The 14,871-nt window shown below is 33.9% G+C and carries 11 protein-coding genes; 9 read left to right on the top strand and 2 right to left on the bottom strand.

Translation table 11 applies throughout. The features are described 5' to 3' along the window. The first annotated feature begins 149 nt into the window (after positions 1–149). The gene (locus BMW29_RS06815; protein WP_092651749.1) at positions 150–2,030 is read left to right on the top strand and encodes an ATP-binding protein; all 1,881 of its coding nucleotides are present in this window, start codon (positions 150–152) and stop codon (positions 2,028–2,030) included. 816 nt (positions 2,031–2,846) lie between these two features. On the opposite strand, the gene BMW29_RS06810 is transcribed toward BMW29_RS06815, so the two are convergent. Together BMW29_RS06810 and BMW29_RS06805 are read right to left on the bottom strand one after the other, a co-directional pair. After that, the gene (locus BMW29_RS06810; RefSeq protein WP_092651747.1) at positions 2,847–3,977 is read right to left on the bottom strand and encodes an AAA family ATPase; all 1,131 of its coding nucleotides are present in this window, start codon (positions 3,975–3,977) and stop codon (positions 2,847–2,849) included. A gap of 191 nt (positions 3,978–4,168) precedes the next feature. After that, positions 4,169–5,140 carry a tRNA dihydrouridine synthase gene (locus BMW29_RS06805; RefSeq protein ID WP_092651745.1) on the bottom strand — a complete coding sequence of 324 codons (972 nt, stop codon included), beginning with the start codon at positions 5,138–5,140 and terminating at the stop codon, positions 4,169–4,171. Between the two features lie 281 nt (positions 5,141–5,421). Here BMW29_RS06805 and BMW29_RS06800 point away from each other — a divergent pair, with 281 nt between their 5' ends. The 8 genes from BMW29_RS06800 to BMW29_RS06765 all read left to right on the top strand — a co-directional run bounded on the left by BMW29_RS06800 (position 5,422) and on the right by BMW29_RS06765 (position 14,809). Next, positions 5,422–6,279 (top strand): PRD domain-containing protein, encoded by an 858-nt coding sequence (locus tag BMW29_RS06800; RefSeq protein WP_092651742.1) that lies wholly within the window; start codon positions 5,422–5,424, stop codon positions 6,277–6,279. Next, positions 6,266–8,119 carry a beta-glucoside-specific PTS transporter subunit IIABC gene (locus BMW29_RS06795; RefSeq protein ID WP_245706249.1) on the top strand — a complete coding sequence of 618 codons (1,854 nt, stop codon included), beginning with the start codon at positions 6,266–6,268 and terminating at the stop codon, positions 8,117–8,119. Before BMW29_RS06800 ends, BMW29_RS06795 begins: the two co-directional genes overlap by 14 nt. Before the next feature lie 18 nt (positions 8,120–8,137). Then, positions 8,138–9,577, top strand: a complete 1,440-nt coding sequence (locus tag BMW29_RS06790; RefSeq protein ID WP_092651738.1) for a family 1 glycosylhydrolase — start codon at positions 8,138–8,140, stop codon at positions 9,575–9,577. Positions 9,578–9,797: 220 nt separating this feature from the next. Beyond that, the gene (locus tag BMW29_RS06785; protein WP_092651736.1) at positions 9,798–10,511 is read left to right on the top strand and encodes an ABC transporter ATP-binding protein; all 714 of its coding nucleotides are present in this window, start codon (positions 9,798–9,800) and stop codon (positions 10,509–10,511) included. Next, positions 10,495–12,054 (top strand): putative ABC exporter domain-containing protein, encoded by a 1,560-nt coding sequence (locus BMW29_RS06780; protein WP_092651734.1) that lies wholly within the window; start codon positions 10,495–10,497, stop codon positions 12,052–12,054. Before BMW29_RS06785 ends, BMW29_RS06780 begins: the two co-directional genes overlap by 17 nt. 92 nt (positions 12,055–12,146) lie before the next feature. Next, entirely contained in the window at positions 12,147–12,437 is a 291-nt protein-coding gene (locus BMW29_RS06775) for a DUF3884 family protein (RefSeq protein ID WP_245706248.1), read from the top strand. Positions 12,438–12,719: 282 nt separating this feature from the next. Continuing rightward, on the top strand, positions 12,720–13,700 hold the full coding sequence (locus tag BMW29_RS06770) for a BspA family leucine-rich repeat surface protein (protein WP_092651730.1): 981 nt from the start codon (positions 12,720–12,722) through the stop codon (positions 13,698–13,700). A 56-nt stretch (positions 13,701–13,756) separates the two neighbouring features. After that, positions 13,757–14,809: a bacterial Ig-like domain-containing protein gene (locus tag BMW29_RS06765; RefSeq protein ID WP_092651728.1), complete on the top strand. Its 1,053-nt coding sequence runs from the start codon at positions 13,757–13,759 to the stop codon at positions 14,807–14,809. Positions 14,810–14,871 lie beyond the last annotated feature (62 nt).

Below are 14,871 nucleotides of genomic sequence, written 5' to 3'. Positions count from 1 at the left end.
TATGTTAGATGCAGTAGATGTGGATGAAAGTGCAACTATTCATTAAATTTGATGTAGATATTGTAATTCAATAAGTGTCTTTTTATTCAAGTTAATATTACAATAGTCAGTCAGAATAAAAATATAAGAATTTATGGGAGGATTTTAAATTGAAAATAAAAACGGTGTATATTGAGAATTTCAGAGGTTATAAAAATAAAGTTAATATTGATTTTGATTCATTAACTGCTTTTGTGGGAAAAAATGATGCTGGTAAATCAACGATTTTAGAAGCTTTGGATATTTTTTTTAACGAAGGTAAAAATATTATAAAAATTGATAAAGATGATGTATGCATTCATGGAAGTTCTGATGTTTTTAGTATTGGAATATGTTTTGAAAAATTTCCAGAAAAAATTATAGTGGATAGTACAGTAGAAACAACGTTGAAAGATGAATTTTTATTAAATGATAGAGATATGTTAGAAGTAAGAAAAGATTTTAAGAATGGTAAAAAAGTAGGTACATATATTGTTGCTAACTATCCAACTGCTCCAGAGTTGAAGGATATTCATTTAAAATCAATTAATGATTTAAAAAAAATATTAGATAGTTATGATTTAGAAGTTGAAGATAATAGGAAATCCTCATTAATTAGAAAAAAAATTTTTGATAGTGTAGATAATGAAGAGCTTTCTGTAAGCGAGATTCCTATTGATGAGCAAGGTGCTAAGCAAATTTGGAGTAGTTTAGAACAATATATGCCGCTCTATGAACTATTTCAATCTGATAGAAAAAATTTAGATCAAGATGACGAAGTTCAAAGTCCTGTAAAGTTACTTATAAAAGAAATATTGAAGCAAGATGATATGGAAAAAAGATTAAATGAAATCTTTAATGAGATACAGACAAAAACGAAGACTTTAACGGATAGAACTGTAACAAAAATATCTGAGATGAATCCAGAAATTGCAAGTGAATTAAAATCAGAGTTTGCAAAGCCGAATTGGAGCAGTGTTTTTAAATTTTCTCTTGATACAGACCAAGGAATATCTTTAAATAAAAGAGGTAGCGGTGTTAGAAGGCTAATATTATTAAATTTTTTCCGAGCTGAAGCTGAAAGACGTAGTTCAGAAAGGAAAGTACCGACTGTAATATATGCATTTGAAGAGCCAGAAACATCACAACATCCAGAACATCAAAAAATACTAATTGAAGCCTTCAAAGAATTAGCCAATTATGATGTTAATCAAGTAATTTTAACTACCCATAGCCCAGCTACGGTAAAAATGCTTAATATTGAAAATTTACGTTTTATAACAAAAAATAGTGTTAATGAAACTGTTATTTTTAGTACTTCTGAAAATCCGGATATTCTTAAAGAAATTTCAGCAGATTTAGGAATATTACCTAATATTGAACCATTTAATCTAAATGAAGTAAAATTAGCAGTTTGTGTTGAGGGGAAAAATGACATAGCGTTTTTGAAAAATATTAATAAATCCATAGCATGCTTAAAACAAATTATTGATTTAGAAAGAGAAGATATTATTTTTATTCCGATGGGAGGAAGTACTCTGCAGTTTTGGGTTAATGAAGATTATTTAGGAAAACTTAACTTAGCTCAATTTCATATTTATGATAGCGATATTGGTTCAAAAAAGGAGCATAAGTATACGGAATATATTGATATTATTAATACAAGAGAGAACAGTTTTGGTATGGAAACTAGAATGAGAGAATTTGAAAACTATGTACCTTATACGATACTAGAAGATTATTATGATTCATTAGTTTTAGGTGATGTAGAAAAGTGGGATACATCAGACATACCAGAATTAGTTGCAACACACGTACACAATTCAGCTGAATCTAGAGCATGTGATTGGGATGACCTAAGTGATGAAAAGAAGAAGAAGAAAATTGGTACGATAAAAAACAGATTTAATAAAGAACATATATTAAAAGCTGAGGAAGCAGATTTATTAGAATGTGGCTTTTTAGAGGAAATTAAAATTTGGCATGAATCTATGAAGAGATTATTGGGATAGGTATTATATTTTAGTAGAAAAATTTTTAGGGACTACTTATTTAAAAGTAATGTAAATTGAATGAAATATTATTTATTTGATTACTAGATAAAGTAATTAAGACAAAAGAAATCAATTTTACTAGATTTAAATTGTAACTTAAAAAATTGAAAAGCTTTATAATTTTCAAAAGGTTAGGAAGAAATTTCAGGTGTTTCGCACTATTTGGTTGCGAAGCATCTTTTTATTGAGGTAAGCAGATAAAAGAGAAAATATTAGAGTTGATTAAAAAGAAACAAACTAGTGATAGCAAATCAAAAAAGATGGCTACATCAAATAATGATATGAAAAATATACGTAAAGATCACTTATTTATAATAAGCGAGGAATTTGAGAGCATCAACGATTGGGTGTTATTTTTTGTTTCTCTGAAAATAAATAACTTGAAACAATCTTAGCTATGTTGAAATCTTATGAGAAAGATTAATAAGTATTTAATCAAGGTTATTTGATTTTTTACATTATTTTTAGTATCATAATGATTAATTTTACAATGCTACACAAAAACCTCTCTACGGCGAATAGATTGGTTTTTCTTTATATTCGTTACGATTGGGTTAACAGGCAATCTCATTTAGTCATTATCTTTCTCATCTAACTAGTGAGAAACTAGTTGAATAAAACTGTTATCATGTACCTAGTCAGATGGCTAGGTGTTTTTTATGTACAAAACCATATACATAAGGAATGAGCTGAAATAAACAAAAACCACCTATTTAAACAGGTAGTTTTTGTTGTAAATATATAAAGATAGTTTTTTGTAACGTTATCAGCTATTTAATAACATTTAGAACAAGGCGTCAAACCTCTAGCCAAAGCCTCTGAAATTGAAGCTTCATAATAATTACCATTCCCGCAAACACGGTTATGATACTTACTTCCAGTACGAGTCACTAATACACGTTGCTCATTCTCTGGCGCTTGAGGTACTTCCACAGGAGCTTGTTGCGCAGCTATTCTTTGCGCTTCCTGAGCTTCTGCGACTTTTCTTTCTTCTTCTTTTCTAGCGTCAATGGTTTGTTTTACAGCATTTGCTCTATTGGTGAAATCTGTATTGCCATTTGGAATTTCTTTGATTTTTGCAATTGCTAGATTGTAGTTGACGTCCGTTGGTTCTTGCTCCGCTTTTTCTACGGCTTCTCTTGCTTCTGCTAGTTGTTTTTCTAATTTTTCTTTATCTGCAATTTTTTGTTGAACGGTTGCAAGTCGCTTGCTTAATGCTTCTTTATTTAAGGTTGCTTTATCTAATAATGCTGTTGCTGAATCAAGGGCTTCTTTTGTTTGTTTTGTTTCAGCTAATTCGACCGCTTCATAAATAGGCACATTGTCTTTTACGATGGCCAAGCGTTTGGTAAAATCTTTTTGTTCTTTTGTTAATGATGTAATCAGTGTTGCTGCTTCATCATAATTTTTTTGAGTGGGTTTGCTTTCTGCTAAAATTAATGCGGTTTCAGCTTCTTCTAAAGCTTCTTTCTGTTGTTTTTCTTTTTTTAAAAAGGCTACAAAATCAGCAGATGGTTTGACTTCAACTGTTTCAGTTTTCTCTTGCTTTCCAATTGAAGCAACAAAGGTAATTTTTTTTGATTGTTCATCTTCTAGTGTGACTTGATAAGAAAAGGTACCGTCTTTGGTGTCAATTTTTTCTCCGTCAACTGTAATCTCACTTTGTTCATTGGTCTTTCCTTTAACAGTTGCGGTTCCTTCGTCATTGGTTGTAATGACTTTTTCAGTGATGTCTATTTTTGGGTTTGCAGGTAGAAAAGATACTGCGGCTACCAGTACAACGAAGCTGATTCCTGTTAAGATAAAACTTTTCTTTTTCGGTTGTTTTTTTATAAGTGCTTTTACTAAGAATCCTCCTCCAAAAATTAGGCCGACAAGGCTGATAAACGTGATGAAGCTTGCCATAATTTTTTTCCTCCTTTTAATGTAAATCTATACAGATTGTATCACATTTCTATTTAAGAAACATGCTTTTAGAGGCTTTTAATAAAAATAATGGGCACGTTTTTTTTAGTGTAGCTTTTTGTTATAGAGAGCAAATGAAAAAAGCACTTTCCATCTCTGGAAGGTGCTACAAATTTTCAGTTGCTACTTCATCATTCACTTGTTTTTTCTGCATCAAATGCACGCAAAATTTGTCTTACTTCATCTGTAGATTTTGTATTCATTAATTTGACGCGTAAATCACTTGCACCAGGGAAGCCTTTGACATAAATCTTAAAGAAGCGATGCAAACCAACAATCGAACGTGGGTTGAGTTTAGCATATTGATCTTGTAAATCAAGCTGTAGCTGTAGCAGTCCAAGTAATTCTTGCGCTGTATGCTCTTTTGGTTCTTTTTCAAAGGCATAAGGATTTCTAAAAATGCCGCGACCAATCATAATGCCATCTACACCATATTGTGTTGCAAGCTCCAAACCTTTTTGACGGTCAGGAATATCACCATTAATTGTAATCAACGTTTGTGGTGCAATCCGGTCACGAATCGCCATAATTTCTGGAATCATCTCCAAATGAGCATCAACTTTACTCATTTCCTCACGTGTGCGTAAATGAATGGATAGGTTTGCAATGTCTTGCTTCAAGAGGTGGGTAATCCATTCTTCCATTTCGCCTAGCGCTGTATACCCCAATCGTGTTTTCACGCTAACTGGTAAGCCGCCAGCTTTTGCTGCGTCAATTAATTCTGCCGCTACTTCTGGTCTTAAGATAAGGCCACTACCTTTTCCTCTTCCTGCTACATTAGGTACTGGGCAGCCCATGTTAATATCGATCCCTTGAAAGCCCATTTCAGCTAGTCCAAGACTCATTTCTTTAAAGTAGGCTGGGTTATCTCCCCAAATGTGTGCAACGATTGGTTGTTCATCCTCAGTGAAAATTAAGCGACCACGGACACTTTCTTTCCCATCAGGGTGGCAGTAGCTATCTGAATTGGTAAATTCTGTGAAATAGACATCAGGTGCGCCTGCTTCTTTTACAACATGGCGAAAGACGACATCTGTCACATCTTCCATTGGTGCTAATATAAAAAAGGGCTTTGGTAAGGCTGCCCAAAAATTATTTGTCATGATAATATCCTCATTTCTTTTCTCTCAGTTTTGTTTCGAAAAGGCATCATTATTATACTAGGAATGCTAGGAAGAATCAAAGGGAAGATTTGGCTAGGCTTTGTTACGTTTATTGAATAGGCGTTTGACAAAGAAAAGTTGGAGTGATATGATTAGCCTATAATAGATAGCGGTTACAGAAGTTCTGTAACTGTGAGGCGTGTTACTGTAAAAAGGCAAACCTCATATTTCACCAAGGGTGGAGTATGGGGTTTTTTAACGTTCAATTACGGAGGAAAATAATGAAAATAAAAAAATTTTTAAATAATAATGTTGTGTTACTGAAAAAAGGAAGCAACGAAATTATTGGTTTTTCAACAGGCATCAGCTTCAATAAAAAAGTGGGAGATGATGTGCAAGAAAGTGAATTTGAAAAAATATTTGTACTAGATACACATGCAATGTTGGAACATTTCAGCTATCAATTAGGTAAATGTGATCCTAGATATGTTGAATTAGTAACAAAAATTGTTGATTATGCTAAAGAATATTATAATTTGCGAGTCAATGACTATATTTATTTAACTTTATTAGATCATATTGATTTTACAATTCAGCGCATCAAAAATCAGGTAACTTTCCAAAGTCCTTTGCAATGGGAAGTACGTCGTTTTTATCCTGATGAATATGCAATTGGTGTTTATGCAGTTCAACTAATGGAAAAAGAGCTTTCTATTGAGATCCCTACTGAAGAGGCAATCTCAATAGCACTGCATTTTGTCAACGTGCAATCACAGAAAAAAGACATGACTGTAACGAATAAAATCACAAAATTTATTGAAGACGTACTAACAATCGTAAAGTATGAATACAAACGAGGCTTCGATGAAGATAGCTTCCATTATTCACGATTTGTGACACATCTGCATTATTTTGCTCAGAATGTCATCAATCATACAATGTCTAGCTATGAAGAGACAACTTTATACGGCCAAGTAGGAAAATTGTATCCTGTTGCTTTTCATTGTGTCAAAAAAATTAAGATCTATATTGAAAATACCTATGGCATGACGATATCTGAGAATGAAGAGATTTATTTAACGTTGCATATCCAAAAATTAACTGAGAATGTAGAGAAGGAGCAAGATGATGGATTATAAACAATTGGCTGCTGAAATTTATGAAAAAGTAGGTAGAGGAGAAAATATTCAACACGTCACACATTGTGCCACACGCTTACGTTTTACACTTGCTGATGAAAGCAAAGCAGATAGTGAAGGTATTAAAAATTTAAAAGGTGTAACAGGACTTGTACAAGGAAATGGTCAGTATCAAGTGATTATTGGTCCAGATGTTTCAAGTGTATACGCACAATTACCAAATACTGAAGGAAGTGGTGAAGCTAGTAACAAAGATACTTCTATTGTATCTCGGCTATTGGATTTTATCGCTGGATGCTTTACACCAATGATTGCGATTATCGCGGCTGGTGGAATGCTACAAGTCGCTTTATCTTTATTGCAGCTTTCTGGTATTTTAGTGGAAACTGATGATACCTATCTTGTATTATACCAAGTATCACAAGCCGCGTTTTTCTTTATTCCAGTTTTCTTAGGGAATTCTGTCGCTAAACGCTTAAAAATTGATCCGTTTCTAGGAAGTTATGTGGGCGCAATTTTCATTATGCCTGGCTTAACCACTTTATTGAGTCAAGAGGGTGGTATTTCATTATTTGGGATGACGATTCCAAATGTCAGCTATAATGCTTCTGTTTTACCTGTTTTATTAAGTGTTTGGTTAATGTCTTATGTTTATCGTTTCGCAGATAAGATTTTACCTAAAAGTGTGAAATTTATTTTACGTCCTTTGATTGCTATTATTGTTATTACGCCACTAGCACTGTTAATTTTAGGACCTCTAGGCGTGACAATTGGAAACTATGTTGCAGAATTTTTAAATTATTTAACCAACAACTTTGGACCATTAGCTGTCTTATTTATGGGAGCATTTTCTCAATTGTTAGTTATGACAGGGATGCATACAACACTTACCCCTATTTTATTGACGTCACTTGCAACCTATGGCTATGATAATTTAATTGTACCAGGAATGTTGCTTGGCTTAGCAGCTGAAGCGGCGATTTGTTTAGCTGCTGGAATTAAAGCGAAAGATACTGAATTTAAACAAGTGAGCTTCTCATCAGCTATTACGGCATTGATGGGGGTTTCTGAACCAGCCTTATATGGTGTTACTTTACGATTAAAAAAACCGATAGTAGGGATGATTTTAGGTGGTGCTGCAGGTGGTTTATACTTTGGTTTAATGAGTATTAATACCCCAGTTGTCATTGCGTCATTTGTGGCGTTGCCTTCTTATAGTAGTGTGCTTCATGCGACAATCGGCTCGCTCATTACTTTTGTAATTGCTTTTGCTTATACTTGGTTTGTTGTCAAAGATTCTGATTTTCCTAATAATAATGTTGCATCAGTAGTAAGTGAACCAGCAGAAGAAGCGGGAGTATCTGAAAATAATGTAACAAAAGGTGTAGAAACTGTTATTGTATCACCACTAAATGGTGAAACAGTTCCATTAACAGAGACAAATGATCAAGCTTTTTCTTCGCTAGCTTTAGGTAAGGGAATTGCTGTCAAACCATCTGATGATACAATTGTTGCACCTTTTTCTGGAAAAGTTACAGCCATATTTCCAGGCAATCATGCGATTGGCTTAACAAGTGAAACAGGTATTGAATTATTGATTCATATTGGCATTGATACAGTAAATCTAGAAGGCGCAGCGTTTGAACGTCTTATCAATGATGGAGATGCCATCAATCAGGGACAAGCGTTATTGCGTTTTGACACAGAAAAGATTAAAGCAGCTGGCTATGATGATACAGTTATGATTACTGTTACAAATACTGCAAACTATTTAGATGTGATTCCAGCAAATGAAACTTCAACTGTTAAAGCAAATGAGAAATTATTAGCAGTATTTTAAAATGAAAGGGATGAGAAGATGAGCTTTCCAAAAAACTTTTTATGGGGTGGCGCTTCAGCTGCCAATCAATATGAAGGCGGTTATAACGAAGGTGGTAAAGGCTTAGCCTGTGCAGATTTGATTAGTGGAGGTAGCCATGCAACTTCCCGAAAGATAACAGCAGGAATTAAAGAAGATTTGCTTTATCCAAGCCATGAGGCAACTGATTTTTACCATCATTATAAAGAGGATATTGCTTTATTTGCAGAAGCAGGTTTTAAAGCCTTTCGTATGTCCATTAATTGGACAAGGATTTTTCCAAATGGAAATGATCAGCTTCCAAATGAAGCAGGATTACAATTTTATGACAATGTTTTTGATGAATGTAAAAAATATGGTATTGAACCAATTGTGACAATTGCTCATTTTGATGTTCCAGCTCATTTGAGTGAAGCCTTTAATGGCTGGGCAAGTCGTGAAGTGATTGACTTTTATTATCATTATGCTGCTGTTTTATTTGATCGCTATCAAAATAAAGTGAAGTATTGGATTACCTTTAATGAAATTAACACTGCAACATTAACAATTGGTAATTTTCTGTCACTTGGATTGAATGTTGGGGAATCAGAATTTATTCATCAACCAGATCATATGCAACAACGTTATCAAGCATTGCATCATCAGTTTGTGGCAAGTGCAAAGGTTACGGCTCTTGCTCATGAAAAATATCCTGAGCTACAGATTGGTTGTATGATTTCTTATATGCCACGTTATCCGTATACTTGCCATCCAAATGACGTCTTATTAGCGAAGCAAGAAGAAAATATGCACTCAAAATTTTGTGGAGATGTTCAAGTAACAGGTAAATATCCTTATTATGCAAAAAAATATTTTGCAGATCATGGTTTTGACATTGTATTTGCGGAAGACGATCAAGAGATTTTAGCAAATGGAACAGTTGATTACTATACTTTTAGTTATTACTTGACGTTATGTGTCTCTGCGGATGATCAAGTAACTAAAAATGGTCATAGTATGATTGGTGGATCAGGAGTCAATAATCCATATCTTGAGCAAAGTGAATGGAATGCGATGATTGATCCAGTTGGGTTACGCATTGCGCTAAATGATATTTATGACCGCTATCAATTGCCTTTGATGATTGTAGAAAATGGGATTGGTGTATCAGAAGATGTTGCAGCTGATGGCAAGATTCATGATGCATACCGCATTGATTATTTACAGAAGCATATCATAGAAATGGATAAAGCGATTGAGGACGGCGTTGATTTAATTGGCTATACGATTTGGAGTGCAGTCGATATTGTGAGTGCATCTACTGGGGAAATGAAAAAACGTTATGGGATCATTTTTGTTGATAAATATGATGATGGCTCCGGAACGTTAGACAGAAAGAAAAAAGATAGCTTTGATTGGTATCAGAAAGTGATAGAGAACAATGGTGCTAACTTAATATAAAAAAGAAAATGTCATGCTTTTGTTGCATGGCATTTTCTTTTTCTATACTAATTAAGCTCTTTGAACGAATAGTACGGAATGTACAGCTACTTATTTTATGTACTACAAAAATAATGATAGAACCATTTAGGAAGTAAAGAGAACCGTTTAGGACAATCTAAAAATGAGGCAAAAAATATCTGTTAAAATAGTCCTAAGAGTTTACAAGGAGGAAGATAACATGATTGAAGTGAAAAATTTAACCAAGGATTATGGCAATGGTGCAGGTGCTCGCAATGTTAATCTAGTAGCAAAACCTGGTGAAATCACTGTTTTATTAGGCTCTAATGGTGCTGGGAAATCTACCACAATTAAAAGTATTATTGGTTTGTTGAAGTTTAAAGGAGAGATTGAAATTTGTGGACATCAGAATTTATCTGTTGAAGCAAAGAAGAGCTTTGGTTACATACCTGAAACCCCTGTTTTATATGATTTATTAAGTATTCAGGAACATATAGATTTTATTGGCAATGCCTATAATGTACCAAATTATCAGGCTGAGGCAGATAAGTACCTTTCTATTTTTAGATTAACTGAAAAAAGAAAGAGTGTGGCAAAGGAGCTATCAAAAGGGATGCGTCAAAAGCTTTCCATGACTTTAGCTTTAATGATTCATCCAAAAGCATTATTAGTTGATGAGCCAATGATGGGGCTGGATCCAAAAAGTATTCAAGATACTTTAGATATTTTGGTCGCTTTAAAAAATGAAGGTGTGAGTATTTTAATGAGTACACACATTATTGACATGGTAGAAGAGGTTTGGGATAGTGCCTATATTATGAAGCAGGGCGAAATGGTTAAGCATGTAGATCGTAGAGATTTAACAACGCAATCATTGAAGGACTTATTTTTTGAATTAGATCGTGCAGGTGAGCCAAATGAACAATTTGATTAAACTATTTTTTACCAAGAAAAAAGCCAAGCTACGTAGTATTTTTACCAAGCCTGTTTCTGGTATTTTTACCTTATTACTGGTGGCGGGTTATGTATCCATGTTTATTCCCGTCTTTGACACAGCAGGAAAAGAGCCGATTGATGCAATGATGGCCAGTATTTATATTATGTTGGTGTTAGCAATGGCCTTAATTGTTTGTTTGATGACGCTTCTGCAAAAAAGGCAGGCGCTGTTCTTTGAAGAGGATTCTTACTACCTATTTATTGGGCCTTTTACAAATCGTCAAATTCTCTCTTATGGAGTGGTTGATTCACTATTTTTAAGCTTTTTAACAGGTCTTATATGTGTGGCATTACCTATGTTAGGTGTTGCTTCTATGGTTGTTTTGCCGTTATCTTATATACTATTAGGTATTTTGATTTCAACTCTTATCGTCTTTTTATTCACAATCATGGCGCAATATATTTATTTGAAAGACTTGGTTCGTGAAACAAAAAGTCAGACGAAAAAAATCATTGGATTTGCTTTTATTGTGGTTATTGCTGGTTTCTTATCTTATTCATATTTTACAAATGGTTCAGATATAAAAGCAGGCTTAATGAATTTTTTACTAAGCAAAGAATTTTATTATGTCCCAATTATTGGTTGGGCGAAATATGCATTAGAGGGTCTAATAACCAATGATTTCTTAGCTATTTTACTAGGTTCAGGATTATTAGTCGCTTTGAGTGTGGCGCTTTCAATGCTGTTGGTTCGTATAAAAGGTTATTTCTATGAAAAAGCAATGATTGACGCAGTGGAATATTCAGAGTTCTACAAAAAAGCGATGAGTGGTGAAGTGGTTGAAAATGAACACAAGAAACATTATGAAGCAACGATTCACTATCAAAAAGGTGAAGGTGCGATTTTATCAAAAAGCTTACTTGTTTTAAAAAAATCTAGAACTATTTTTACACAACAAGATTTAATGAGCTTAGTAGGTGTCTTTATCTTTGGATTCTTTGTTTTAACGAATGTGCTTACTTATGGTGGCTTTGTTTTACTCTATTTAATGAATACATCTGGGACCAACACTTTAATTGAAGAACTAAAAATGAATTATATTTATTTGATTCCAGGAAATCCTTTTAAAAAATTAATCAATACTTTAATTGTGCCAGTAGTAAAAACAATCCTACTGAGTATGACCATGATGGCTGCGAGTTACTTTATGTTTGATATGAAAGTGATGGATTGGTTAGCAGGAATGGGGATTATTGTTTCTTTTGTCTTTGTTTTTTACGCTGGCAATATTGTGTCGATTAGAATGCTGAAAAGTCGTGCTAATAAAATGCTAGAATCAGCGCTACGTATGTTTGTTGTGCTAGCGACTTGTGCGCCAAGTGCAGGTTTAATTTGGCTAATTTATCATTTTACAGGGAATTTAATGCTCAATTTAGCGTTTCTTGTGCCAATGCTAATGGGCTTTAACTTGCTAATCAGCTTCTTATTAATCTATGCTTGTTCATCTATGATGAATGGCAATGCCTATACAGCAGATTGACGTTATTAAGGGCTTGCTACCTCTAAAAGATTGCTTGTTATACTAAAAGTAGTATAATGAGCTTATCAAAATACATAGAGGAGGTATTATCATTGAAAAACATCAAAAAGGCCGTTAAAAAAATAGACAAGGTTTTATTACCGGGCATTTATCAAGTTCGATTTGAAAATGTTGCTCCGATTGAATTAAATGATTATCCTGCTTTGAATGAGCTTGGTGATTGGTTAAGCCATTCAACGAAAATCTGGGGCTGTCACTCAGAATTAAATAAAGAAGCTTTCGAGGATAAATTTTTTGAGATTACAAAGCTTAATCCCAAGGATATAGAAATCGTTCGTGGTGGTAAAGGAATCAATGTTTTGACACCAGGCTGGAAAGTATAAAATATGTTTAGAATAAAAGCTGTCATCATTTACCTTGATGACAGCTTTTATTTTATCAGTTATTGCTTGAAGCTGCTGATGACTATCCAAAAATAATCATTTTATGTGATCAATTCATATCAGAGACAACCATTTTTTAGCATACTATCTATTGCGTATAAAAATATTTATCAAAATTATTATAAGCTTTAGTGGAATTCGTTAACAAGTTATAGCAATATTTATAAAAATAGGTTATTATATAAGGAAAGTAAAATAACGAAAATAAATAGGTGGATTTAAATGAAACGAATAAAAATAGCTTTAGTTGGTGTTTTATTATGGGGCTTCTTTCAGCCATTAACCTCTTTAGCAGAGAAACAGGACGATTCTGTCACAGAAGAAGTAGCTGGAAATTTAGCATTAACGGATTCTTTGCCAGTAGAAAAAATAGAAGAGCAAGTTTTACCAGAAATGGCAGTAACAAGGAATGATTTAACAAGTATAGAATCAGTTATTCCAGAAGTAACCAATGATGAGGAGATTCAAGTTATTCATTCCTCAGTGGAAGAAAGCAAGGGCGATCTTTTATCTGTTCCGTTACCAACAAGCAGTCAACTAGACGTGAAAGAAAATCGTCAGATTGCAAGTGGAAGATTTGGAACAAGTTCATGGTATATTACCTCAGAAGGTGTGCTTCATATTGGTTCAGGGGAGTTCGTTGATGTACCTGCTCCTAATGGAAGATATAGTATCAGTCCTTGGCTTAGTTGGAGTAAGCAAATTAATAAAATTCAGTTTGATGGGCCTGTGCTTGCAGCGAACAGCATCAATAATTTATTTGATAGTTTGTCTAAAGTAACAGCTATTGAGAATATTGAATATTTAAATACTTCTCAAACAACATTGATGCAACGTGTATTTGCTGATTGTTCAAGTTTGGTCACTTTAGACTTAACTTCTTGGGATACCTCTCAAGTCACAACGATTTTTTCATTATTCAATGGCTGTCTCAATATGGAGCAACTAGATGTCTCTAATTGGAATGCAAGTAATATGACAACACTAACTTATGCTTTTTCAGATATGCCTAAATTAACAACACTAGACCTATCTAAATGGCAGGCTACACCTGTAAATGTTGTACAAGGACTTTTCATGGGAGATAGTGTGCTCACATACTTAGACTTATCAGGATTTGATTTTAGCAAGTTAGATGCTTCAAATTCTTATGCTATGTCTAGGTTTTTTCAAAAAAACAACTCGTTAAAAACACTAAATTAAGTAGCAACTTTAGGTTTTATGGGAATACTTTTACTGATGCTGGTTTACCTGAGATTATGGTCAGCGATGGTTATACAGGAAAATGGCAAAATGTTGGTACAGGTACAGAGGCATTCCCGAAAGGGCAGGATATCTGGACAAGTAAAGAATTTATGAAGCAATTTAATCAGATGCGGAAAAGTGATACTTATGTATGGCAACCAAATTTAGTTGCTGCAAAAGATGTCATCATCACATATGTGGATCAAGATGGGAGAGAGATTCATTCGCCTCAAATGATTAGTGGTGGTTATGTTGGAGAAACGTATGATGCAACAACAGCAAACTATCAACTTATGATTGATGACTATACATTAGATGATCAGAGGCTACCTGGAAATGCTACGGGAATTTTAAGCGATCAAGAGCAGACAGTCACTTATGTTTATCAAAAAAATCAAGATTTTACTGAGGTAAATGTCCATGATTCAACGATTTATGTGGGAGATTCCTGGCAAGCAGAGGATAATTTTGATGAGGCATTTGATAAGTTGGGTAATCCAGTTGCATTTCAGGCATTAATAGTCGATGATCAGCAAGTGAATTTAAGCCAAGCTGGCATTTATGAAGTAACCTATCAGTATGGTGGTATAAGCAGTGTGGCCCAAATTACAGTAAAAGAAAATCAAACAGTAGTAAATGTCCATGATGCAACGATTTATCTTGGGGATAAGTGGCAAGCAGAGGATAATTTTGATGATGTACTAGATAAAGCGGGGAATTCGGTTGATTTTAAGGAGATAACAGTAACAGGAGATGTGGATACAGCTCAAAGGGGTCATTATGAAATCACCTATGCTTATGGAAATAGTATGGCCAAGGCTGTTATTACTGTAGTGGCAAAGGATATGGGCAATCATCCTACAGATATGAATACAATAGATGAAGTGACTGAAAAGCAATCTGAAGAAATACCAAGTCAAGAAGCTACCACGGAGCAAGCTGATCAACAGAAAAAAAGCTTACCTGCAACAGGAGAACAAGAGCAGACAGTTTTAGTTGTTCTGGGCATATTGCTATTGATGAGCGTAATTGTGTTATTTTCTAGCAAAAAAATGTATCATGAATGAGGATAATCATTTAAACAAGAAATAGATGATGTAAATCAATTAAAATAAGGGATGGGATAGAG

The sequence above is a fragment of the Isobaculum melis genome, assembly GCF_900111355.1.
GTDB lineage: Bacteria > Bacillota > Bacilli > Lactobacillales > Carnobacteriaceae > Isobaculum > Isobaculum melis.
This window is presented reverse-complemented; position numbering and strand designations above follow the sequence as displayed.

Excerpts from the sequence above, each read along its gene's own strand:
- BMW29_RS06810 (WP_092651747.1), bottom strand. The coding sequence starts at position 3,977 with ATGGCAAGCTTCATCACGTTTATCAGCCTTGTCGGCCTAATTTTTGGA.
- BMW29_RS06805 (WP_092651745.1), bottom strand. The coding sequence starts at position 5,140 with ATGACAAATAATTTTTGGGCAGCCTTACCAAAGCCCTTTTTTATATTA.
- BMW29_RS06800 (WP_092651742.1), top strand. The coding sequence starts at position 5,422 with ATGAAAATAAAAAAATTTTTAAATAATAATGTTGTGTTACTGAAAAAA.
- BMW29_RS06795 (WP_245706249.1), top strand. The coding sequence starts at position 6,266 with ATGATGGATTATAAACAATTGGCTGCTGAAATTTATGAAAAAGTAGGT.
- BMW29_RS06790 (WP_092651738.1), top strand. The coding sequence starts at position 8,138 with ATGAGCTTTCCAAAAAACTTTTTATGGGGTGGCGCTTCAGCTGCCAAT.
- BMW29_RS06785 (WP_092651736.1), top strand. The coding sequence starts at position 9,798 with ATGATTGAAGTGAAAAATTTAACCAAGGATTATGGCAATGGTGCAGGT.
- BMW29_RS06780 (WP_092651734.1), top strand. The coding sequence starts at position 10,495 with ATGAACAATTTGATTAAACTATTTTTTACCAAGAAAAAAGCCAAGCTA.
- BMW29_RS06770 (WP_092651730.1), top strand. The coding sequence starts at position 12,720 with ATGAAACGAATAAAAATAGCTTTAGTTGGTGTTTTATTATGGGGCTTC.
- BMW29_RS06765 (WP_092651728.1), top strand. The coding sequence starts at position 13,757 with ATGGTCAGCGATGGTTATACAGGAAAATGGCAAAATGTTGGTACAGGT.